Below are 22,891 nucleotides of genomic sequence, written 5' to 3'. Positions count from 1 at the left end.
ATCAAAGCTTATAAAGCTCTTTCATAAGCGACTCGAACTGTTCAAAATAAAGCGCCTGATCGGGGTCGCTCAAAGCGTTCGGAGGGTCGGGATGAAATTCAACCATAATACCGTGTGCTCCCACAACTTTGGCGGCCTTTGCAAGCGGAATGACTTTATTTCTTTCACCTATTGCATGCGAAGGATCGACTATAACAGGTAAATGCGTTAATTCCTTTAAAACCGGGATTGCACTTAAATCAAGAGTATTGCGGGTGGCGGTTTCAAAAGTTCTTATTCCACGTTCGCATAAAATTACCTGTCTGTTTCCCTGCGAAAGGATATATTCTGCCGCATTGAGCCATTCGTCGATTGAGGCGCTCAATCCTCTTTTGAGCATAATTGGTTTGTGAGTCTTACCTACTTCTTTCAGCAGGGCAAAGTTCTGCATATTCCTGGCGCCAATTTGAAGTATATCGGAATGTTTGGCAACCTCTTCCACCTGTTCGGTATCCATTACTTCCGTAATAATTGGAAGCCCATAATATTTACCCGCTTCTTCAAGAAGTTTAAGTCCTTCATATCCGAGCCCCTGGAAACTATACGGTGACGTGCGCGGTTTGAAACATCCACCGCGTAAAATATTAGCCCCATATTCTTTTACTTCGAGTGCACATTTCATTATCATCTCTTCGCCTTCAACCGAGCAGGGACCGGCAATCACAACAAAATTATCTCCACCAATTACAACATTTTTTACTTTTATAATAGTGTCTTCATTTTTGTAGTCACGGCTTGCAAGGCGATAACTTCTGGAAGTTTTTTTAATAATCGGAGCACTCTTTTTTTCTGCTGGAGCGACAGCAGGATCCCTTTTTTCATCTTTGTCAATAAAGGCAAAATTAAGTTGTGTTTTTTGTAGCTCCTGTGAAGGATAGGTTCCCAGTATTTTCATAAATCGGGTGTATTGCCCCAGTTCGTCCAGTACTTTCTGTATTGTTTCATTAGCCGTATTTCCTTCGAAATCGAGATAGAACATTTCTTCCCACGGATTTCCAATAATGGGACGGGACTCGAGTTTTGTTAAATTGATATTATACTTTCTGAATACGCTCAGAGCGTCTACGAGCGAACCGGGCGTGTGAGAAGTAGCTATTACAATTGAAGTTTTGCACGGTATTCTTTCGTCCACCGTCAAAGGTTTTCTCGAAGCAATTAGAAATCTGGTATAATTTCCGGGCTGATTGGCTATATCTTTTTTCAGAATTTTCAGTTTGAAATGCCGGGCAGCTTCTTCGCTTGCAATGGCAGCGTGATAAATATTTCCTTCTTCTTTAATTTTTTGTACCGACATTGCTGTATCGTCGAAATACTCCAGAGCAGCATTAGGGATTTGTTCGAGGAATTTACTGCACTGCGCTACAGCCTGATAATGCGCGTAAACTTTTTTTATTTTTTGGAGTTGTACGTCTTCCAGTGCAACGAAACAATGTTTAACCTGAAATTTTTCTTCACCAACTATTGAAAGCGTTGTGTGGAGCAGAAGGTCGTAGACTTCGTTAATTCCACCCGAAGTTGTGTTCTCAATCGGAAGTACGGCAAAATCTGCTTCTCCTTTTTCTGCTGCTTCAATTACTTCGTCGAATCTACGTTTAAATAAAAAGTTAAGTTTATATCCACTCCCTGCGAAATATTTATGGGTTGCTAAGTAGCTGTATGAACCTTCAATTCCCTGTATCGAAATTGTTATCTGCTTTTTTTTGCCCTCTTCTTTATTTAGAAGTTTTTGGATATAAGATTGCTGCAGCCGTACAGAATCTTCTATTATTTCGTAATAAACTTTTGTCACGTAATTAGCGTCCAGCCCGGCTTTTTTACCCAGTTTTACGAGTCTCTTTAAAAGTTCTTCTTCTCTTTTTTGATCCCTGATGGGTGCTTTGTTACTTTCTTTGGCAAGTATTACTTCCTTACTCAGCTGCCTTCTTTCAGCAAGCAAAGTAATAATATTCTCGTCGATCTTGTTGATTTTTTCTCGGATTGTATTCAGATCATATTTTATTTTTGCTGGCATTTCCTTGACCGGTAAATTATTGAATGCGAATCTAAAAAAAATTCAGGCCTTAAAAAAGATATTTTAACAGAATCGTTCAAAAAACGAGTTATTTCTAGATTATCAAAGAGAATAAAGGTACAATAATATCCTTAATATCATTTTTTCATTGACTTAATTTTTTTTAAAATCTAATTTAGAATAAGATAATAAACTCCATTTAGTAATTTTAAAAGTCGTTCAATGCGGCTTTTAATCAAAAGGAGGAAAAATGTCAAAGCAAACAAGAAGAAATTTCATCAAAACAGCAGCTGTTGCAGGGTCAGTAATTGCAGGATTACCCAAAAAGACGGATGCCGCTCCTAAAAACATTTTATCTGATGATCGGATGGGTGTATTGGTTGATACGACTGTATGTGTAGGATGCCGAAAATGCGAATGGGCTTGCAAAACAGCTCATGATATGCCTACTGCTCCCCTTGAAACTTACGATAACAGAGAAGTAATGAAAAAAATGCGTCGACCCGATCATACTTCTTTGACTGTTGTAAATGAATATGAATTCGATGACTATCCAAAATTCCCAATCGACGTAAAAGTCCAATGTATGCATTGTGATCATCCCGCTTGCGTATCGGCATGTATTGTTGGCGCCTTTTCGAAAGAAGAAAACGGAAGTGTAATCTGGGACTCCAGCAAATGCATTGGATGCCGCTATTGCATGGTTGCCTGCCCATTCCAAATTCCATCTTTTGAATTTCATAAAGCAATCCAACCCGAAATTAAAAAATGCGACTTTTGTTTCAGTCGAACTAAAGAAGGGAAATTGCCCGCTTGTGTCGAAATTTGTCCGATGGAAGCCCTCACCTATGGCAGGCGAAAAGATTTGATTGACGTTGCACGGCGAAAAATTGAACTCTATCCCGACAGATATATCAATCATATTTACGGCGAAACAGAAGTTGGAGGCACTGCCTGGCTCTATCTTGCAAGCAGAAAATTTGAGGATTTACAATTTCCTAAACTGGGGAATAGCCCTGCACCAGGTGTTACAGAAGCAATTCAACACGGCATATTCGCCTATTTTCTACCTCCAATTGCACTCTATGCTTTGCTCGGCGGCGTAATGTGGATTAATAAAAATCGTAAAAAATCTGAGGAGGGGGAAGAATAATGGAAGATTTTATGAAACCGACTGCACTCAAAACAAAATATTTTACTCCCGGTGTAATTGTCATTTTTGTATTTGCGACAATAGGAATTCTCTTTTTACTTGCAAGATTATTCTTCGGACTTGGAGCTGTGACCAACTTGAGTAACCAGTATCCGTGGGGCATCTGGATTGGAATCGATGTTGCAGCTGGAGTGGCACTGGCTGCGGGTGGATTTACTACAGCTGCTCTGGGTCACATAATGCACAAAGAGGAATATCATGCCATTGTTCGTCCCGCTCTGCTGACAGCTCTACTGGGCTACACTTTCGTTGCGCTCAGCGTTGCTATGGATCTCGGTCGCTGGTATTATATATGGCATCCACTCATTATGTGGAACGGAAATTCTGTTTTGTTCGAAGTAGGTATGTGCGTAATGGCATATCTTACCGTTCTCTATATCGAATTTATACCGATTGTAACTGAAAGATTTATTGGCAGGGTTAATCTGCCGGGCTTCCTCTCATCACTTAATAAACCGATTGATTCGTTGTTGAGAATACTCGACAAAACTCTCAATAAAACTATGTTTATATTTATAATTGCTGGTGTAGTTCTTTCGTGCTTGCATCAATCGTCACTCGGTACATTAATGGTAATTGCCGGCCCAAAGATGCATCCCCTCTGGCAAACTCCTATTCTGCCATTGCTCTTTCTCCTCTCGGCAATCTCGGTTGGTTTTCCAATGGTGATTTTCGAGTCACTAATTACCTCCAAGTCTTTCGGCCTAAAACCTGAAATGAAAATCCTTTCAAACCTCGGTACTATGGTTGCTCCTTTGCTTGGTATCTATCTGGCTTTTAAACTCGGCGATATGGTAATTCGTAAAACTTTTGTTTATCTAAATGAAATTAACACCGCAAGTATTCTCTTCCTAATAGAAATTTTCTTTGGCATTATAGTTCCACTCAGAATATTTATTTCTCCTAAGCTCACGAAAACTCGAACGGGTCTTTTTATTGGTTCTGCGCTCGTAATATTCGGAGTACTCCTGAACAGAATAAATAATTTTATAATAGCTTACAATCCACCGTATAAATTCACACCATACTTCCCTTCAATTGGGGAAATATTTGTAACTCTCGGTTTTGTGGCACTCGAAATACTTCTGTTCCGTGCTTTTGTGATGGTATTCCCAATAGTATCGGTGCCTCAACCCATAGCATCCAAAACCAAATTTTTTATCAGAGGTAAATAATGAAAAAAATAATAGTAGTTTTATTGTTGACGCCTCTATTTCTGTATGCACAACATTCTAAATTGAATTTAGAATGTAAAACATGTCATTCATGTGATATTCCTACCAAAGAGAATCCATGTTTGATAGATTGTCCGAGAGAAGAGTTAATACGAATAGATCAGAAGCCCGAGGAAACTTCACGAATAATAAAGATTGATAAGATAAAAGAAACAAATCTTTACGAGCCGTCTATTTTCGACCATTATGCACATTCGGATATGTCAATTATGTCCGGTGACTGCAGAATTTGTCACCATTATAATCCGCCTGGAAATATAATTAGTTGCTCAAAATGTCATAGTCCACAGCGCAAGAGAAACGATATCAGTAAACCTGATCTCAAAGCTGCCTACCATCGACTTTGTATCTCATGTCATCGAGAGTGGAGTGGTAACGTCGAATGCATCAGCTGTCATGCGCCTGTCGGCTCGCAAAAGAATCAGGCATATAAAGTTTACGAGAAAAAATCGATTCACCCGGAAATCAATGCCCCTGTCAAGAAAGTTTATAACACAAATTTTTCAAAAGGAAAACTGGTTACGTTTTACCATGAAGAACACAATAAAACCTTCGGATTCGAATGTAGTGACTGCCATAAAAACGAGAGTTGTGTAAAATGCCATGCTATTAATAAATCCGCGCTTAAACAATCGCCAGCAATACTGCATTCAAAATGTAATAAGTGTCACGATACGGAGAATCAAAAATCATGTTACTTATGTCACTCGAACGTCGAAAAAACGATGTTCAATCATAAACAACGCACCGGTTTCGATATTTCAAAATTCCATTCCGACTTAAAATGTTCCAGATGTCACGTAACCAAAGGTAAATATACTGGACTTAATAAAGAATGTAAAAACTGCCACGGTATCTGGACAACTGATAATTTCGACCACAAGGTAACAGGATTAATTCTCGACGAGGTTCACGTTGAATTCGAATGTGAGAACTGTCATCAGGATACGTCGTACCAGAATAAAACATGTGAAAATTGTCACGACGATAAATCGTATCCCAACGATAAACCCGGAAAGGTAATTAAAAAATGAACGGACTCAATGAAATACATTTTTTTAGAAAAATTGGATTGAAATTAATTTTGATTGTAAGTCTAACTGTCGTTTCGATAATAGGGGTATACGCTTATATAAAAATAAATTTTCAGTCTAATCGTCTTCTTGCCGAAGTGGAACGTCATGCAAATCAACTGAGCGAAACTATTAAAAACAGTACACGATACGGAATGATGCTCAATCAAAGAGATTATGTGGACGAAATTGTAAAGACGATCGGACAGGATAAAACAATCCACAATATCAGAATATACAACAAAGAAGGGAGAATCATCTATTCAAGTAATCCGGAAGATCTGGGCAAAATGCTCGATAAAAAAGCCGAGAGTTGTTATGCATGTCATGCTGAAAATAAACCGCTCGAGCGCCTTCCTATGAAACAAAGAACGCGTATTTTCAAACTCGGCGATAATTCACAGCGAATCATGGGGATAATTAATCCAATTTATAACGAGAAATCGTGTTACGAAGCCGAATGTCATGCTCACCCTAAAGAAGCTTCGGTTCTCGGCGTTCTGGACATTACGATCTCACTCGAGGAAATAGACGCCACTATAAAAAGAAACGAAATCCAGGAATTAATTTTTACAATCGTCTCAATTCTTTCAATTGGGATTATCATAAGCATTTTTGTCAAAAGATGGGTAGACCATCCCGTTAAAGAGCTGGTAAAAGCGACCAATCAGATTGCCGCCGGAAATTTAACTTATGAAATTAAAGAGATAAGTAACGACGAATTGGGATATCTTGCTAAATCTTTCAATAACATGACAAAAAAACTTTACGAAACGCAACAGCAATTATTCCAATCGGATAAAATGGCTTCTCTGGGCAAGCTTGCAGCAGGCGTAGCACACGAAATTAACAATCCTTTAACCGGAGTGCTTACTTACAGCAGTTACTTGATGAAAAGAGCTAAAGATAATCCCGAATTGCAGGAAGATCTGCAGGTAATTGTAAGGGAAACGATGCGATGCAGGGACATTGTAAAAAGCCTACTCGATTTTTCAAGGCAGTCCTCGCCCAGAAAAAATCTTATTAATATCAATGAGATAATCGAAAGGACAGAATCGGTAGTTCATAATCAACTTGCTCTCAACAATATTAAACTGACAAAAATACTCGAAAATAATTTACCACAAATAGCCGCCGACCAGAATCAAATACAGCAGGTTTTGTTAAATCTTATTTTGAACGCAATCGACGCCATCGGTAGTAAAGGCGGTGAAATAATAATAAAAACAAAACAAATGACACTTCCACCTAAAGGCTACATGCACATCAAAGGGGCACTTTGTCCAAAGAATCACAATTTGATCGACAACGAAAATAAAATAGCCGGAATGTCGTCCATTCGAGTAAAAATGAAATCGGGCGATAACGAAGGCAATGTATTCATCGACCCAATTTACGGCAGGTCGCAGCATTACTTCGGAATTCCAATCGAAAAAAATTCTCGCATAAGTATTCATTGTCCAATTTGCGACGTCTCATTAATAGATCGGAATTTAAGCTGTCCGGTTTGTGGCGGACCCGTATTCAAATTCGAAGTACCCGGTAAAGGCTATGTAGAAATGTGCGCTTCGTTCAACGATGACTGGCAGAGGTGGGAAAGAATCGACAATGCCGGCAATAGAAAATTCGTCGAGATCGAAATTTCTGACAATGGATGCGGTATTCCACCTGAACATTTAAATCGTATATTTGAACCCTTTTTTACAACTAAGGGACAAAAGGGAACCGGTCTCGGATTATCCGTAGTCTGGGGAATTATCGACAATCACGACGGCGCTATTTCGGTTAAAAGCGATACCGGCAAAGGGACAACTTTTTCAATTAAACTTCCGGCCGAAAATTATGAATAGTGATTTCGACATATTGATAGTTGACGATGAGACCGTCATTATTGACTCGATATTTAAAATATCCAAACTTAATAATCTAACGGCTGATTCCGCCGAGACTTATGATACAGCAATTCAAAAAATAAAAAGTAATCGGTACAGACTGATTATTTGCGACATTATGCTGCCCGACAAAGACGGCTTTGAAGTCCTAATGTCGCTCAATGCAATCAGGTACGAAGCGCCTGTTATAATGATTACGGGTTATACTACGCCCGAGATGGCAGTCAAATCGATTAAGCTTGGAGCTTTTGACTTTCTTCCCAAGCCCTTTACTATTGATGAACTTTCGGCCGCTATAAAAAGAGGCATAGCCTATTGCAATCTTAAATACAGAAGAACTAATTACAAAAACGATTTACTTTATGTGCAGTGCCCTTCTACGTACTACCGTTTCGGGTATGGCTCGTGGATAAGACCCGATTTGCCGGTTAATATTATCAGCGAAGAATTTAGCTATGGAAGTTTTGTTACAGGTGTGACGGACTTGTTTGTAAAACTAACAGGAGGGGTTAGAAAAATTGAGCTGTTTCAAATAAACGATAAAATTTCCCAGGCGGCTGTCTCAGCTTATATTACAGACAATGACGGTTTAACCCATTCTTTTATCATGCCGCTAAGCTGTCGAATAATTGACTGCAACGAAAAGCTCATTGAAAATCCTGAATTGATCGAAAAAGACCCATATTTCGAAGGATGGTTTTATAAAGTGATTCCGCTGAATTTGAAGGAGGAAAACGAAAACTTAATTCCGTGTAGTTCCGACAGATAATTTTTAACAACAGGAGAAATAGATATGTCGTTATTCGTTTTACTTTTAATCATTTTGATAATTGTGGATGTAATAGTCAGATTATTTATCAAAAAATATGAAGATGCAAAACTCCGCAAAGAAAGAGAAGCGGTGCTTGCTGAAGTCATAAAGGTCGACTACGGCAAAGAAGTCAAAACGTTAAAAAGAGCAGAAGTTCCAAACCCGAAAGCTCGTATTCTTTGTGTCGATGATGAAGACGTAGTGCTCGACAGTTTTCGGAAAATACTGGTACTTGACGGCTACTCCGTCGATACAGTAAATTCAGGTCACGAAGCAACTACTCTTGTACAGAGTCATCATTACGATTTTGTTTTTACCGATCTTAAAATGCCGGAAATGGACGGAGTCGAGGTAACAAAAACAATTAAACACTTACGACCGGATATCGATGTAATTATCATAACCGGTTATGCAACTGTTGAATCGGCTGTCGAGTGTATGAAATACGGAGCAATGGATTACGTTCAAAAACCATTTACCGAAGATGAGCTCCTTGATTTCACAAAAAAATGTCTTATCAAAAGGCAGGAGCGGATAAAGAAACAGCTCAAACCTCGAGTTCATATTTCTCACCTACCGGAAACCGAAAAAATTGGACAGGGAGAATTTTCGATACCCGGCGGAGTGTTTATTTCCGATAATCACTGTTGGGCTGCCATTACCGAAAACGGTGAAGCTCGGATTGGAATTGATGATTTTGCAAAAAAAATTGTAGGAAGAATTGATAATATTGAATTTCCGAATCTTGGTATGAATATCAAGAAAGGGCAAACATTATTCAGCCTGATTCAGAAAAACCGCGTTATCAAATTTGTTTCGCCTTTAAGCGGTATGGTAAAAGCAATTAATAACGAATTGCGAGAAAATATCGAACTGCTCGATATTACTCCCTACGGCAAATACTGGATTTGTACACTCGATGCAGATAATCTCGAATCCGAACTTGCCGAACTAAAAATCGGGAAAAGCGCGGTGGCTTTTTATCAGGAGGAAATCGATAGATATCTCGAAACTTTCAAGGATAAAGTCAAAAGCGCTAACGGGAAAGAGAATTCTTTTAGCGGAATTGAAAATCTGGAAGATAAAGACTGGTATCTGGTTGTAGGCACGTTTTTCGAAAAATAATTCTTCAATCCCGCAGGAAATAATCTGCGGGATTTTTTAATCAACATTTTTATTGCTTTAGTCTTTACCAGTAGATATCTTTAGACAGGATATTTAAGTCCATTATCTTATTAATACGAAAGAGAATTCTCATTCTTAATAAATAAATTTATTGCCGAATAAAATTATGGATTTTCAACCGTTCATTTTTCAGCACGATATTTGCTAATTATGTCTTTCGCATAAATTATCTGGAGATTAAATGATTCGTAGAATTGTTCTTTTATCTGCCTGTTCCTTACTTATATTGTTTAACTATGAAATAAATGCTCAGGATTTTAACTGTCTTGACTGTCACGAAATAAGTATCGAAAAATCCGTTCACTACGAAGCAATTGAATGCCAGGACTGTCATCAGGATGTGGTTGATGAAGAACATGCGGAGAAAGGCGCTAAAAAAGTTGACTGTTCAGTTTGTCACGACGACAAGGTTGCCTCGGTTCAAACAGATATTCATCATAGATTGAAAATTAAAAACGCACCTGGATGCGTTTCATGTCACGGCTCGCACGAAATCAAAAAGCCGTCGACTTCCCTCGCTGCCAATTCCAAAGATTATTGTTCAAAATGCCATGAAGCAAAACCATTGCTTACAAATTACCATGTTGAAAAGGTCAGCAAAAACAATTGCCTCAGCTGCCACAAAAAGGAAGACGTTAAACTAACACTTCCTACGTCTGTTCATAACAAACTCGAATGCGCTGATTGCCACAGCTTTATTGCTCAAAATATTTCGAAGCATCCTAAGAATTTAAAAATTACTGAAATTGCAAATTGCTATTCCTGTCACGTCGACATTGCCGCTCAGCACAAAGAAAGCATCCATGGAATTGCTCTAAGCGAAGGTATTGATGACGCAGCTAAATGCTGGGACTGCCATGGTTCACATGATATCAAAAAAGTCGACCATCCTTCAAGTCCAGTTAATTCTGTTAACATTAGCAAAACCTGCAGCAAATGCCACGATAATCCCGAGATTGCTAAAAAATATGAGATCGGGCTGGTAAATCCTGGCATAAAATACAGCAATTCAGTTCACGGCATGATGGTAAAGAGTGGCAACAAAGGAGCCACATGTACTACCTGTCACGGTGTTCACGATATAAAAAATAAAGTTCAGCAAGGTTCTAAAATCTCAGCATTTAATTTGCCTGAAACATGCGGACAATGTCACGAGAAAGAAACCAAGGAATATTTAGAATCAATTCATTGGATACGTGCCAAAAAAGGCTATCGTGAATCTCCCGTTTGCAACGACTGTCATAACGAACACGATATTAATCCAATTTCCGGTTCCAACAAAAGGCTCGAAGCCCGTAAAATACAGCAAAAAACCTGCATGGTTTGCCATGAAAATCCGCGTATTACTGAACGTTTTGGTATAAACGGCAATAAGGCTAAATCGTACCAGGATAGCTATCACGGACTTGCAGTTATGCGCGGCGATAAGGACGCAGCTATGTGCGTCGATTGTCACGGTGTACACAAAATTTTACCAAAAGAACATCCCGCATCCACTGTCAACGTATCGAACGTTACAGAAACATGTAAAAAATGTCACCCTGACGCTACTCCAGTCTTTTCACAAAGTTATTCTCATGTAACAATAAATGAAACTGCTGCCAAAGTCGAACAAATTGTAACTGACATCTATTTCTGGCTGATCTTCTCTGTCATAGGCGGCATGATTCTCCACAACCTGCTCATTTTCTTATTTGAAATCAAAAAGAAGAAAAAAAGAATCGAAAAAGAAATTACCATACCACGTTTTACAAGGAGCGAAGTAGTTCAACATTTCCTACTGCTTGTTTCGTTCATAGTGCTGGCAATTACGGGTTTTGCACTTAAATATCACACGAGCTGGTGGGCAGAATTATTAATGTACTTTGGAATGACCGAAACCGTTCGTCAATATATTCATCGCGGTGCTGCAGTTGTTATGATTGGCGTAGGTGTATATCACATCTTCTATCTTCTTTTTACACCTCGAGGAAGAGAAGTTCTCAAAAATCTATTGCCAAAACATACCGACATAATCGAAGCACGAGATACAATACTTTATTACCTCAGAATCAAAAAGGAAAAACCGATATACGACAAATACGACTACACTGAAAAAGCTGAATACTGGGCTTTAATTTGGGGTACTGTAATAATGGGAACGACAGGATTTATTCTCTGGTTCCCAACTGTTGTGGGCGACTGGGCTCCTGTATGGCTGATTAAAGTTAGCGAGTTGATTCATTTCTACGAAGCTATCCTTGCTACTCTTGCAATACTCGTATGGCACTGGTTCTTCGTTATTTTCCATCCACATGAATACCCGATGAGTTTGACCTGGATCGACGGCAAAATGACTCTCAAGAACTACAGACATCATCACGAAAAACATTTCAGAAAAGTTCTTCTGGAATGGAAAGAATTTAAAGCCGGCAAACGAGAAGAGAAAAAACTAAGCAACTCTACTCTTCTATTTACCAAAACATTGAGAGAAAATAATCTTGACCCGGATACTATTTTCGACAAAGAACTCGAAAACGACCCCGAACTGAGACTATGGCTCGACAATAAATTAAATACAGAAGTAAATAAAGGAGAGAAATAGAGATAAAAAGACACTTGCCTCTTGATATTGATTGAGCTATATTCATTATAAATTAATAATCAACTATCAATAAAGTATGGAGGATATATGTTTAGAAATGGTATCCATATTACCATCTTAGTGGCACTATGTTTCTTTTTAATAAGCGGTACATCGATGGCGCAGGGACACGCATATACTGGAGTAGAATCATGCGGTATGTGCCACAAGACTGAAAAGCAAGGCGAACAATTAAAAATATGGCAGAATAGCAAACACGCCAATGCATACAAAACTCTTATGACAGAAGAAGCAAACAAACTTTCAGGCGAAGTAAAAGCTGTCGAAAATCCAAAATGTCTAAAATGTCACGCAAGCGGTTATGACGTCGACCCAAAATTACTCGGGAAGAAATTCTCTGTTGCAGATGGTGTCCAATGCGAAACATGCCACGGTCCAGGAGAAGACTATAAATCAATGAAAGTTATGAAAAACAGGGAAGAAGCTGTTAAAAACGGATTGATAATATGGAAAGACGAAGCCGAAATTGAAAAAAATTGCAAAACTTGCCACAACGAAGAAAGTCCGACTTACAAAGAATTCAATTTTGCCCAGATGTGGCCTAAAATTGCTCACCCTGTTCCTAAAAAATAAAGGCTGAACATGAAAAGGTTATTATTATTATTATTTTTTCTATTCATGCCGTTTATATTAGAAGCTCAAAATATAAACGGCAGAATAACATCTTCAATTTATTCTTTTGAAAGATTTAATACCGCCAGTTCATCTGATACATATTTCAGAACGTACCAGGCATTAAATTTGAACGCGAATTACTCAAAGTTCTCGCTGCGCACACGCTTTAATTTCGAAAGTAATCTGAGCAATACACTCGATGCCGATCCACGCTTTCGATTTTACAATCTTTATCTCGAAGCTCGCGACCTCTTCGGTATTGCTACTGTTAAACTTGGACGGCAGCCACTCTTTACACCTGTGGCTGGTGGCCTTTTCGATGGTATTAATCTTAAATTAAAGTATGCCGGATTTTCGCTGACAGGCTTCTACGGCGGTAACCTGCCAGCTTATCAAAAACTTGAATTAACCGACGACTTTAGCAACAATTATATTTTGGGCGGTCGTTTTGAAACAGTTGCACTAAATAATTTTCGTCTTGGCATTTCGTATATCGACAAAAATTTCAAATCGATGGATTACTATGCTGAACGCCTCGACGAGAATCTTGACCCAATTACTCTACTCATTCAATCTAAATCGAATCAATACAAGTTACTTTCCGCAGATGCTTATTATTCGTACGATAATCTTGTCGACGTAAGTACTCGTTACGAATATGATTTGAATTACGAAGTGACTTCAAAATTCGAACTCGACGGAAGAGTAAACGCAACCGACAAATTTGGCTTTAATTTCTATTATAATTACCGGGAACCGAGGATACGTTACAACTCGATATTCTCTGTATTTGATTACGGAAATTCGCAGGAAATCGAAGGAGGTTTCGACTATAAATTATCTGCTTTCTATCGCCTCTTTGTAAAATATGGAAATGTAAAATTCGATTCCGAAAATTCTTCGAGATTGAATCTCGGACTTACTACTCAGTATGGCTCGGTTTCTTACCGTAAGACTTTTGGCGACGCTGGCGAGCTCGACGCTGCCTCGATCTTCTTAGCCAGGTCGTTCGTCGAAGGATTAATTACACCTTCTGTTGGACTTACGTACACCAGTTACAAACTATCGAGCGACGACGAAACCAACTCAATTACTTCTCTCCTGGCTGGGATTAATTTCAGACCATGGAGAATTTTATCTTTCGATTTCCAGACTCAGTATTTTAACAATAAAATTTATAAGAACGATTTCAGAGTTTTATTCAAAGTTAATTACTTGTTTAATACAAACTTGTAGACTATTATGAAAATTAAATTTATTTATCTGCCGCTCGGCCTTTTAATCTTCGTATTTATTACAGTAGCAGCCATTGATGCGAATAAAGGCAACGAGCCACGTAAAACGAACAAAGACATAATAAAATTTTCTCACGAGCTTCATAGTGAAGTAACAGACTGTGCGTCGTGTCATACCAATGTGGCAAATAGCACAAAAATAACCGACCGACTTTTACCCGAGAAAGGTGTTTGCGCTACGTGTCACGACGTTGAGGATACGGATAATTGCCAGATGTGTCATTATGAAGATGTTTTCGAACCTCTAATCCAAACAAAAAGTTCGCTGATATTCAACCACAGTTTTCATATCAACGAGCAAAAGATGGAATGCACTACATGCCACAAAGGATTAGACGGTGTAGATTATGGCTTTGAATCAAAGAGCGTCAATCCACCGATGAGTAGTTGCATTACATGCCATAACAACAAATCGGTAGCTGTAAACGACTGTGAAGTCTGCCACGTTTCAACTGTCAATTTACTTCCCGAAGACCATCAACAGGCAGGGTTTTTCAGGGCACATAAATTTAAAGCCACCGCCATGGATAGCAATTGTGAAATGTGTCACGACAATAGTTTTTGCGAGGCCTGTCACGTTTCGACTACAATGATGACAGAGACAAATTCAGAAACCGATTTTTACGTTCCATACTCCCCGCATAAATTTACAGACAATACAAAGACTCAGGAGATAACAAGGGTTCATGATTTGAATTATCGTTTCTCGCATGGTATCGATGCAAACACTAAAGCTACCGAATGTCAGACATGTCATCAGGTAGAAACCTTCTGCGCTGAATGTCATAACAATGGCGGAGGCGATTATGCACTTGAAGGAACTATGCCGGCTTCACATTCAAAGCCTAATTTTGTTACAATCGGAGTTGGAACCGGCGGTGGGCAGCACGCAATTCTTGCCAGAAGAGATATTGAATCGTGTTCTGCATGCCACGACCTTCAGGGTGCCGACCCGAATTGTATCCTCTGTCATGTGGATAACGATGGCGTTAAAGGAACTAACCCGAAAACCCACGTAAGCGGATTTATGAACGACTCGGATGGCGCCTGGCATTCCGATTTTAATGCCGTATGCTACTCGTGCCATACGGATGCCAATGCCCGTCCCGACGGTATTAAAGGTGTGGGATTCTGCGGTTATTGTCACAATTAAAATTTTGGGTAGATTATGAAATACATTAAATATTATTTGGTCTTATCGTTAATATTCGTTTTGGCTGCTTGCAGTGACGTTCAGGAGGAAATTACTCCACCAGCTCAAATGAGCGTTCATGGTACTGGATTTTTGTCACAATCCTCCGATAATTTTCACGGCAAAAAGCTGACAGATAATAGTATGGAAAGTTGTAAACAGTGCCATGCATCGAATTATTCAGGTGGTACTTCGGGCGTTAGCTGTGTCAATTGTCACCCTGCAATTAATGTCCACGTCGACGGAATTTTACTCCCCAATTCAGATAATTTTCACGGAAGATTTATAGCCGCTACAAATTGGAATTTATCTCAATGCGCTCAATGCCATGGGGAGAATTATACTGGAGGATATTCCAGCCCTCAATGTACAAACTGTCATAATAAAGCAGGTGGTCCTGAAGCTTGCACAACCTGTCATGGCGATTTCTACAAAGGCGATAACATTGCTCCACCACAGGCTACCAATAATGCAAAAAAAACTACAGACCCGGCAGTCGGGGCACATCAAGCTCATTTGAATGCATCCATTCTGTCCAATCAAGTAGCATGCACGGAATGCCACATTATTCCTTCCTACTTTGAAGCACCCGGACATATTGACAACACACAACATGCAGAAGTTTTATTCGGTGCATTCTCTTCTTCAGGACCTTCAAATCCGTCGTATGATTTTGTAAACAACACTTGCAGAAACACTTATTGTCATGGCAATTTCGAATTCAAAAAAGAAAATTCGGAATATCAATTCATCTATACAGCAGATAAAATAACAGGAAATAATTTTTCACCGAAATGGAATCAAGTGGACGGAAGTCAGTCGGCATGTGGAACCTGCCACGGTTTGCCGCCTACCGGTCACGAAAGCTACGAAATCCGAGCCTGTGGTATATGTCATGAAGGAATTGTCGACAAATACGGCAACATTATCGATAAATCAAAGCATATCAATGGCAGAATTGATTTATTCTAAATTTTCTCACCTTTAAAAGTTAGGCCGGCCCTCAAAAAGCCGGCTTTTTTATTATCCTGATTGAATCATAATTTGATTATTTTTGTCACTAAAAAATTTTTGAGGTCATTAAAATGCTGATAGTAGCAGACGAAAACATACCACAGGTTAAAAGTGCATTCGGACAATTTGGCGATGTTAGATTATTTCACGGTAGATCAATTACAAACAAAGACCTTATCGATGCGGATGTTTTGTTAGTAAGATCGATTACTAAAGTAGATAAAAATCTTCTCGAAGGGACTAAAGTTAAATTTGTAGCCACTGCCACAATTGGAACAGACCACATCGACCAAGATTACCTTCGCAAAAATGGAATCCAGTTTGCCGACGCAGCCGGGTGTAACGCCTATTCGGTCGCAGAATATGTAATTAGCGCTATTACTGAAATTTTTTTCCGCAATAATGTAAGTTTCCACAACAGTACACTTGGCATTATCGGTTACGGCAATATCGGTACAAAAGTAGATGCATTTGCCAGGTCGCTTGGTATAGATACAATAATTAATGATCCTCCGCTCAAAAGGAAAAGTGGGGATGAAAAATTTAAGAGTCTTCAGGAAGCGCTCGATTGCGATATTATTACATTCCATGTGCCTCTGAATAAAGGTGGACTTGATAATACAATTCACCTCTTGAATGAAAACAATATTAAAAATATTAAAGACGGTTCTTTGTTGATTAATTCCTCGCGTGGACCCGTTGTTGACAACATAGCATTAAAAAATGTTTTAAAGCACAATAAAAGATTTTACGCTGTCCTCGATGTGTGGGAAAACGAACCATCTATCGACAGAGAGCTACTCAATATCGCCGATATTGCAACACCACACATTGCTGGATATTCTTACGAAGGCAAACTCAACAGCACTCTCTTTGTATACAATAAATTTTGTGAATACATCGGAGTCGAGAAAACCTGGAAGCCCGATTATTTATCCCTGCAGAATAACTTAATTAAACCACCACAAACAGAAAACAATGTTGAACTAATGAAGTACATTTTAAATAATATTTACGATATCAATGAAGATAGTATTAAACTTAAGGAAGGTATAAAATTATCTGACGAACAATTTCCACGTTACTTTGACGACTTAAGAAAAAATTATAAAATACGGCGTGAGTTTTTCAATTATAAAATTGATAGTTCTTCATTAAGGACAGAACAGATTTCTTTTCTAAAAACCTTACGTTTTGAAATTGTATAAAATGCTGTTCCGATAGCCATACGGAACAGCATAAATTATCAAACCAGAGGGCCGGCATTTTTTACTTCTTCAGAAACATTATTTTCGAAGTTCTTAAAATTTTCTTTGAACATGTTTGCTAACTTACGAGCTGTTTCGTCATATTTGGATTTATCCGACCAGGTATTTTGAGGATAGAGGATACTATCCGGAATGCCATTAATTTTTGTTGGCACTTCGAGTCCGAAATAATTGTCTTTGTAGGTTTCGACTTCATTGAGTTCGCCAGCAAGAGCAGCATTGAGCATTCTGCGTGTATATTCAATCTTCATCCTGCTGCCAATGCCATAAGGACCACCTGTCCAACCAGTATTTACAAGCCAGCAGTTCACGTTATATTTTTGAATTTTGTCCCCCAGCAATTTTGCATATACTGAAGGTTTAAGGACCATAAAAGGAGCGCCAAAACAGACGCTGAATGTTGCCTTGGGCTCTGTTATCCCCTTTTCCGTTCCAGCTACTTTTGCCGTATAGCCCGATAAGAAATGATACATTGCCTGTTCAGGTGTAAGCTTTGCAATTGGCGGCAGTACTCCGAATGCATCTGCCGTCAACATAACAATATTTTTCGGATGCCCTCCTCTGCCATCGGGAACAATATTGGGGATATAATTAATCGGATAAGCTGCGCGGGTATTTTCAGTAAGAGAATCGTCGTCAAGGTTAAGCATTCTTGTATTCACATCCATGGCAACGTTTTCCAGAATTGTCCCAAACTTGCGTGTTGTTTCATAGATATAAGGTTCAGACTCAGCCGATAATCTGATTACCTTTGCATAGCAACCGCCTTCATAATTAAATATTCCTCTGTCGCTCCAGCCGTGTTCGTCGTCACCAATTAATTTTCTCTCCGGGTCGGCAGATAAAGTTGTTTTGCCAGTTCCCGATAATCCAAACATTACTGCGACATCGCCATCCTTTCCCACATTAGCCGAACAGTGCATCGACATAACACCTTTGAGAGGCATAAGATAGTTCATTACTGTAAAAATCGATTTTTTAATTTCTCCGGCGTAACTTGTTCCCCCAATTAATACAAGTTTTTTACCGAAGTTAATAATAATAAATACGCCGGAATTCGTGCCGTCGGTTTCCGGGTCGGCTTGAAAATATGGCAGATTTATCACGGTAAATTCCGGTTTATGATTTATAAGGTCGTCGCCATGCGCTTTGATAAATAAATTTCTTGCGAATAGACTATGCCATGCTGTTTCAGTAATAACTCTTATTGGCAGTCGATATTCAGGGTCTGCACCTGCATAACAATCCTGTACATACAAATCCTTGTTCTGCACATAAGAACACATATGTGCAAATATTCTATCGAAATATTTTTCTTCAATCGGTTTATTGACTTTACCCCACCAAATCTGTTCCTGACTCGAAGGTTCTTTGACCAAAAATTTATCGTTCGGGCTTCTGCCGGTATGCTGCCCTGTTCTTACGACAAGAGGTCCCATGTGAGCAATCATCGCCTCGCGACGTCTTGCCGCCTGTTCATAAAGCGCTGGAGTTGAAAGATTGTAGAAAAGATTATTAATATTCTTTATTCCCATGTCGTTCAATTGCTGCCAGATTTCTAATTTTGACTTCATGAAAACTCCATTTGATTATATAATACGATACAAAGGTATAAAATTGGAATTACTTTATCAACTTAGGTATTTTTAATCGGATGGTTTACTTATTACGGTTATTTATAGGTATTTGTAAATTTCTTTAATTATCTTATCTGTAGCGCCTGTATTGGATTTGACAAAGTTGCCAGCTATTTTCCCGATTTTAGACCGATATTTATCGTCGGTAATCAAACGCCTAAATGCTCTATAAGCTTCCTTTTTATTTTTAATAATAATTCCGCCGCCTATTTTATGCATTTGAATAGCTTCCTGGCTCGTTTCAATTTTGGGACCGTAGACGACGGGAATTCCATATACTGCCGGTTCGAGTACATTATGAATTTGACGAAAACTTCCGCCAACATAAGCAACATCCGCATAACTATAGAGTGTTAGCAAGATACCAATCGAATCTACAATAATCACTCGTTCGTCTCTGTAATGATTCATAAGCGAAAATCTGATTGTGGAATATTTATTATGAAAATCGCTTTCAATCTTTTCGAGATGCATTAAATCGGGTTCGTGTGGAACGACAATAAGCATTAGTTCCGGCACATATTTCATTAACTTGATAAGGGCGGGAAAAATTATCTCCTCATCGGCCTCCCAGAGACTGCCAAGTACAAGCGTTTTTTTATTTTGCAAAACATCTTCCCGAATGATTTTTTTTTCCTTTGCAGTTAAGCTTTTAATATAAACTCTGTCAAAACGCGTATCGCCAACAGGAATAACTTTTTCTGGAGATAATCCGAACTTGAGGAAATTAATGGCATCGTTTTCAGATACAGTTAGAATTTTTGCAGCGCTTTCGAAAACATGCTTATGAAAAGAATTTATTACAGGTAATAAACGTTTGCTGCCCGAGCGCATCGTAGCATCTGCTATTATATATGGTATACCTCTTTTTTCGAGCTGCCAGATTGTATTCGGCCAGATGTCGTATCTCATAAATACGACCAGGTCAGGCTGCGTTATGTCCAGAAAACGTTTAACATCCTTTATCGTGTCGAAAGGCATATAGGAAATTATATCTGCATGTGAATATTTAATTGAATTTCGGTAGCCAGAAGGAGAAAAAAATGTAACAAGAATTATTAACTCTTTTTCTTCTTTTAATTTTTCAATAATTGGTTTTGCTTGTTCGAATTCACCCATAGAAGATGCGTGGAACCAGACCAATTTTTTTCTACGGTCTATACCGGCAATAGCAGGAATTAGATTTTCGAACAAGTACTTCCTGTCAGCGACACTCGTCCTTACCTTTTCGCCTGCCAGGGGGGAAACAACTTTTATTAGCTCAAAGAGCGGATAAAAGAAAGCATTATATAAAATTTGCCAGAGTATTTTCATCTATCTTCGAGTAATTCTATAATATTATTAAAAACAAGTTCTGGGGTTAATTCTGTCATGCATTTAAAATGACCTCTGGGACAATTTTCCCGCCCGATATGACTGCAGGGGCGACATCTCAATCCTTCATTTTCTACCAGTCTAAATTTAACTTTATACGGAAGGAAACCAAACTCTTTGACACTTGAACCAAATATTACAATCAGTGGAATATTTTGAGATGCAGCCAAATGCATTAAACCAGTATCGTTGCTTACAACAAGTTTACACCTTTTCATGTGAGCCGCCAGATTTAGCAGGTCGTCATCCGTACTCAAATCTACCGCCTCTGGAATTCTGCTGGCAATTGTATTGCATAATTCCCTGTCGTCCCTTCCTCCGAATAGGAGTGTTTTAATTCCTCTTTCGTAAATCTTGTTACCCAATTGAACAAAATAGTCAGACGGCCACATTTTAGTAAAATGCTTTGAGCCAGGACAAACTCCAATATAATTGCCCTCATCCAATTCGATATGAATATCGTTCGGCAAAAAAACTTCTGTACCGTAATCATCCAGTTTCAAACCGGGAACTGCAGTGGAATAAAGTTCAGGTATCGATTTAATTTTATCGTATAAATTAATCCTGAATTTAGATAAAAAAATTTTTTTTGCGGTCGGTTTTCTGAAACGGAATATTTGTCCTCCCGCTGCAATATTGATTCTGTTACTCCTTAAATTATTCTGCAAATCGACTACGATATCATAATTTCGAGAGGCTATGTATTTCAATAATTCCTTTTTATTATTTATTTCATACTGCAGCACTCTGTTTAGATATTTATTGTATTTCAGTGCATCAACATACTGAGGTTTAACCACAAAATCGATTTCTGAATTGTTATATTTTGACTTCAATGCGCGAATAACAGGTGTGGTCAGTATTACGTCTCCAAGTGAGCTGAGTCGTATTACGAGAATTTTTAGAGGACGATTTTCATTCACAAAGTGAATACCATTTTTTATTGCAAATTTAGATATTTCGTCGAACGATTCAAAACCCGTAACCATATCGTTGGCAACTAAGCACAATCTTCATTATTTTTGACAAACAAATTATGAAATGCGAGTTGAATTATGACTACATTACCATCGCCCGGAACAAAGACTTTTCCCGAAGACTCATTAGAAAAAAAATGTTATAATTTTGTTGAAACGCTGGCAAAGTATATACCAATTCCGAATGAGAGGTACAGATTAGCATTCAATTTATATCGTTTTAAAAAAGGTGAAGGTGATCCACCAGCGGTTATTTTGAGATCGGCAAAAATCAAGTTTGAAAATATTAGCCAGCAAGAACTTGCCGCTTTGATTGACGAAGGCATCAAAAATTTCTGATTTATATTAAAGGCTGGATTTCTTCCAGCCTTCTTTAATTTTATGCCACTTGAAAATCTGCTTTATTCTTTCTCTTCGTTCAGGAATTTTTTCAAAAGAATAATATCATCTTTACTGCCTGCAAAAATTGGCGTTCGTTCGTGAAGTGACGAGGGAATTAATTCCAGAATTCTTTTTTCTCCATCGATAGCCATTCCCCCTGCAGCTTCAATGATAAACGAAAGGGGATTGCATTCGTAAACAAGTCGCAATTTACCTTTTGGATTCCTCCTGTCGCCCGGATACATAAAAGTACCACCGTACAATAGTGTTCTGTGGATATCGGCTACCATCGAACCAACATATCTCAACTGATACGGTTTGCCTTCAAACTTATTTGCCTGCAAATGCTTTATATACTTTTTCAATCCCTCACTCCATGAATTATAATTACCTTCATTAATACTGTAAATTCTGCCGCGTTCTGGAATTTTAATATTATCATGCGAAAGGAGGAATTCGCCAAAGGCTGGATCCAGCGTAAATCCGTATACACCGTGTCCTGCACTGTAGACAAAAATGGTTGAGGGACCGTATACAATATAGCCCGCAGCCACCTGCATGTATCCAGGTTGAAGACAGTCCTCAATTGTGCCAGGTCCATTACCCGGCGTAATGCGTCGGTAAATCGAAAATATTGTACCGATACTCACATTTGCTTCGATATTCGACGAGCCGTCTAAGGGATCAAACAAAAGAACATATTTCCCGATTTTTTGATGAGGTGGTAAGTGTATTATGTTTTCGTCTTCTTCGGACGCCATAACACAGAAGTGACCACCGTGATCCATTGCTCGAATAAGCATTTCGTGTGCGAAGATGTCAAGTTTTTTTACTTCTTCGCCGTGTACGTTGGTCTTTCCGGTAAAACCAAGAATTTCAACAAGTCCTGCTTTGTTTACTTCAAGAGAGATTACTTTGGCAGCAAGTCCCAATTGCAGTAGGATGGCCGACAGTTCTCCTGTAGCCTCAGGATGCAACTTTTCGCCTTCAAGGATATGACGGGGGAGCGTCATAAATTGCTTCAAGGGCATAACG

At 38.7% G+C, this 22,891-nt stretch carries 18 protein-coding genes; 13 read left to right on the top strand and 5 right to left on the bottom strand.

The features are described from left to right. Window position 1: 1 nt before the first annotated feature. Complete coding sequence (locus ACSSV9_RS13180) at window positions 2-2,050, bottom strand: bifunctional 3-deoxy-7-phosphoheptulonate synthase/chorismate mutase (protein ID WP_437347725.1); 2,049 nt, start codon at window positions 2,048-2,050, stop codon at window positions 2-4. A 250-nt stretch (window positions 2,051-2,300) separates the two neighbouring features. Here ACSSV9_RS13180 and ACSSV9_RS13175 point away from each other — a divergent pair, with 250 nt between their 5' ends. The 12 genes from ACSSV9_RS13175 to ACSSV9_RS13120 all read left to right on the top strand — a co-directional run bounded on the left by ACSSV9_RS13175 (window position 2,301) and on the right by ACSSV9_RS13120 (window position 17,427). Further along, window positions 2,301-3,203, top strand: a complete 903-nt coding sequence (locus ACSSV9_RS13175; protein ID WP_437347724.1) for a 4Fe-4S dicluster domain-containing protein — start codon at window positions 2,301-2,303, stop codon at window positions 3,201-3,203. Next, window positions 3,203-4,438, top strand: coding sequence for an NrfD/PsrC family molybdoenzyme membrane anchor subunit (gene nrfD, locus ACSSV9_RS13170; protein WP_437347723.1), 1,236 nt, complete (start codon window positions 3,203-3,205; stop codon window positions 4,436-4,438). The genes ACSSV9_RS13175 and nrfD overlap by 1 nt, the downstream gene beginning before the upstream one ends. Further along, entirely contained in the window at window positions 4,438-5,532 is a 1,095-nt protein-coding gene (locus tag ACSSV9_RS13165; protein ID WP_437347722.1) for a cytochrome c3 family protein, read from the top strand. The genes nrfD and ACSSV9_RS13165 overlap by 1 nt, the downstream gene beginning before the upstream one ends. Then, window positions 5,529-7,421 carry an ATP-binding protein gene (locus ACSSV9_RS13160; protein ID WP_437347721.1) on the top strand — a complete coding sequence of 631 codons (1,893 nt, stop codon included), beginning with the start codon at window positions 5,529-5,531 and terminating at the stop codon, window positions 7,419-7,421. The genes ACSSV9_RS13165 and ACSSV9_RS13160 overlap by 4 nt, the downstream gene beginning before the upstream one ends. Further along, window positions 7,414-8,232 carry a response regulator gene (locus tag ACSSV9_RS13155; RefSeq protein ID WP_437347720.1) on the top strand — a complete coding sequence of 273 codons (819 nt, stop codon included), beginning with the start codon at window positions 7,414-7,416 and terminating at the stop codon, window positions 8,230-8,232. Before ACSSV9_RS13160 ends, ACSSV9_RS13155 begins: the two co-directional genes overlap by 8 nt. A gap of 24 nt (window positions 8,233-8,256) precedes the next feature. After that, window positions 8,257-9,399 carry a response regulator gene (locus ACSSV9_RS13150; RefSeq protein WP_437347719.1) on the top strand — a complete coding sequence of 381 codons (1,143 nt, stop codon included), beginning with the start codon at window positions 8,257-8,259 and terminating at the stop codon, window positions 9,397-9,399. A gap of 241 nt (window positions 9,400-9,640) precedes the next feature. Continuing rightward, window positions 9,641-12,043 carry a multiheme c-type cytochrome gene (locus tag ACSSV9_RS13145; RefSeq protein ID WP_437347718.1) on the top strand — a complete coding sequence of 801 codons (2,403 nt, stop codon included), beginning with the start codon at window positions 9,641-9,643 and terminating at the stop codon, window positions 12,041-12,043. Window positions 12,044-12,130: 87 nt separating this feature from the next. Then, on the top strand, window positions 12,131-12,676 hold the full coding sequence (locus ACSSV9_RS13140) for a multiheme c-type cytochrome (RefSeq protein WP_437347717.1): 546 nt from the start codon (window positions 12,131-12,133) through the stop codon (window positions 12,674-12,676). A 9-nt stretch (window positions 12,677-12,685) separates the two neighbouring features. Continuing rightward, window positions 12,686-13,954 carry a hypothetical protein gene (locus ACSSV9_RS13135; RefSeq protein WP_437347716.1) on the top strand — a complete coding sequence of 423 codons (1,269 nt, stop codon included), beginning with the start codon at window positions 12,686-12,688 and terminating at the stop codon, window positions 13,952-13,954. 6 nt (window positions 13,955-13,960) lie between these two features. After that, a complete protein-coding gene (locus tag ACSSV9_RS13130) occupies window positions 13,961-15,166 on the top strand; it encodes a cytochrome c3 family protein (RefSeq protein WP_437347715.1) in 1,206 nt (401 codons plus the stop codon). A 15-nt stretch (window positions 15,167-15,181) separates the two neighbouring features. Continuing rightward, entirely contained in the window at window positions 15,182-16,177 is a 996-nt protein-coding gene (locus ACSSV9_RS13125) for a cytochrome c3 family protein (protein WP_437347714.1), read from the top strand. 113 nt (window positions 16,178-16,290) lie between these two features. Next, complete coding sequence (locus ACSSV9_RS13120; RefSeq protein WP_437347713.1) at window positions 16,291-17,427, top strand: 4-phosphoerythronate dehydrogenase; 1,137 nt, start codon at window positions 16,291-16,293, stop codon at window positions 17,425-17,427. A gap of 38 nt (window positions 17,428-17,465) precedes the next feature. Here ACSSV9_RS13120 and ACSSV9_RS13115 read toward each other — a convergent pair whose 3' ends face one another. The 3 genes from ACSSV9_RS13115 to ACSSV9_RS13105 all read right to left on the bottom strand — a co-directional run bounded on the left by ACSSV9_RS13115 (window position 17,466) and on the right by ACSSV9_RS13105 (window position 21,487). After that, on the bottom strand, window positions 17,466-19,061 hold the full coding sequence (locus ACSSV9_RS13115) for a phosphoenolpyruvate carboxykinase (protein WP_437347712.1): 1,596 nt from the start codon (window positions 19,059-19,061) through the stop codon (window positions 17,466-17,468). A 102-nt stretch (window positions 19,062-19,163) separates the two neighbouring features. Continuing rightward, window positions 19,164-20,438 (bottom strand): 3-deoxy-D-manno-octulosonic acid transferase, encoded by a 1,275-nt coding sequence (locus tag ACSSV9_RS13110; protein ID WP_437347711.1) that lies wholly within the window; start codon window positions 20,436-20,438, stop codon window positions 19,164-19,166. Next, window positions 20,435-21,487 carry a glycosyltransferase family 9 protein gene (locus tag ACSSV9_RS13105; RefSeq protein WP_437347710.1) on the bottom strand — a complete coding sequence of 351 codons (1,053 nt, stop codon included), beginning with the start codon at window positions 21,485-21,487 and terminating at the stop codon, window positions 20,435-20,437. The genes ACSSV9_RS13110 and ACSSV9_RS13105 overlap by 4 nt, the downstream gene beginning before the upstream one ends. Before the next feature lie 66 nt (window positions 21,488-21,553). On the opposite strand from ACSSV9_RS13105, the gene ACSSV9_RS13100 reads away from it, so the two are divergent. After that, a complete protein-coding gene (locus ACSSV9_RS13100; protein ID WP_437347709.1) occupies window positions 21,554-21,814 on the top strand; it encodes a hypothetical protein in 261 nt (86 codons plus the stop codon). Between the two features lie 62 nt (window positions 21,815-21,876). Here ACSSV9_RS13100 and fbp read toward each other — a convergent pair whose 3' ends face one another. Then, window positions 21,877-22,887 carry a class 1 fructose-bisphosphatase gene (gene fbp, locus ACSSV9_RS13095; protein WP_437347708.1) on the bottom strand — a complete coding sequence of 337 codons (1,011 nt, stop codon included), beginning with the start codon at window positions 22,885-22,887 and terminating at the stop codon, window positions 21,877-21,879. Window positions 22,888-22,891 lie beyond the last annotated feature (4 nt).

The organism is Melioribacter sulfuriphilus (genome assembly GCF_051488685.1).
Lineage (GTDB): Bacteria > Bacteroidota > Ignavibacteria > Ignavibacteriales > Melioribacteraceae > Melioribacter.
Note: the sequence above shows the minus strand (reverse complement) of the source record. Positions and strands in the feature narration are given on the sequence as shown.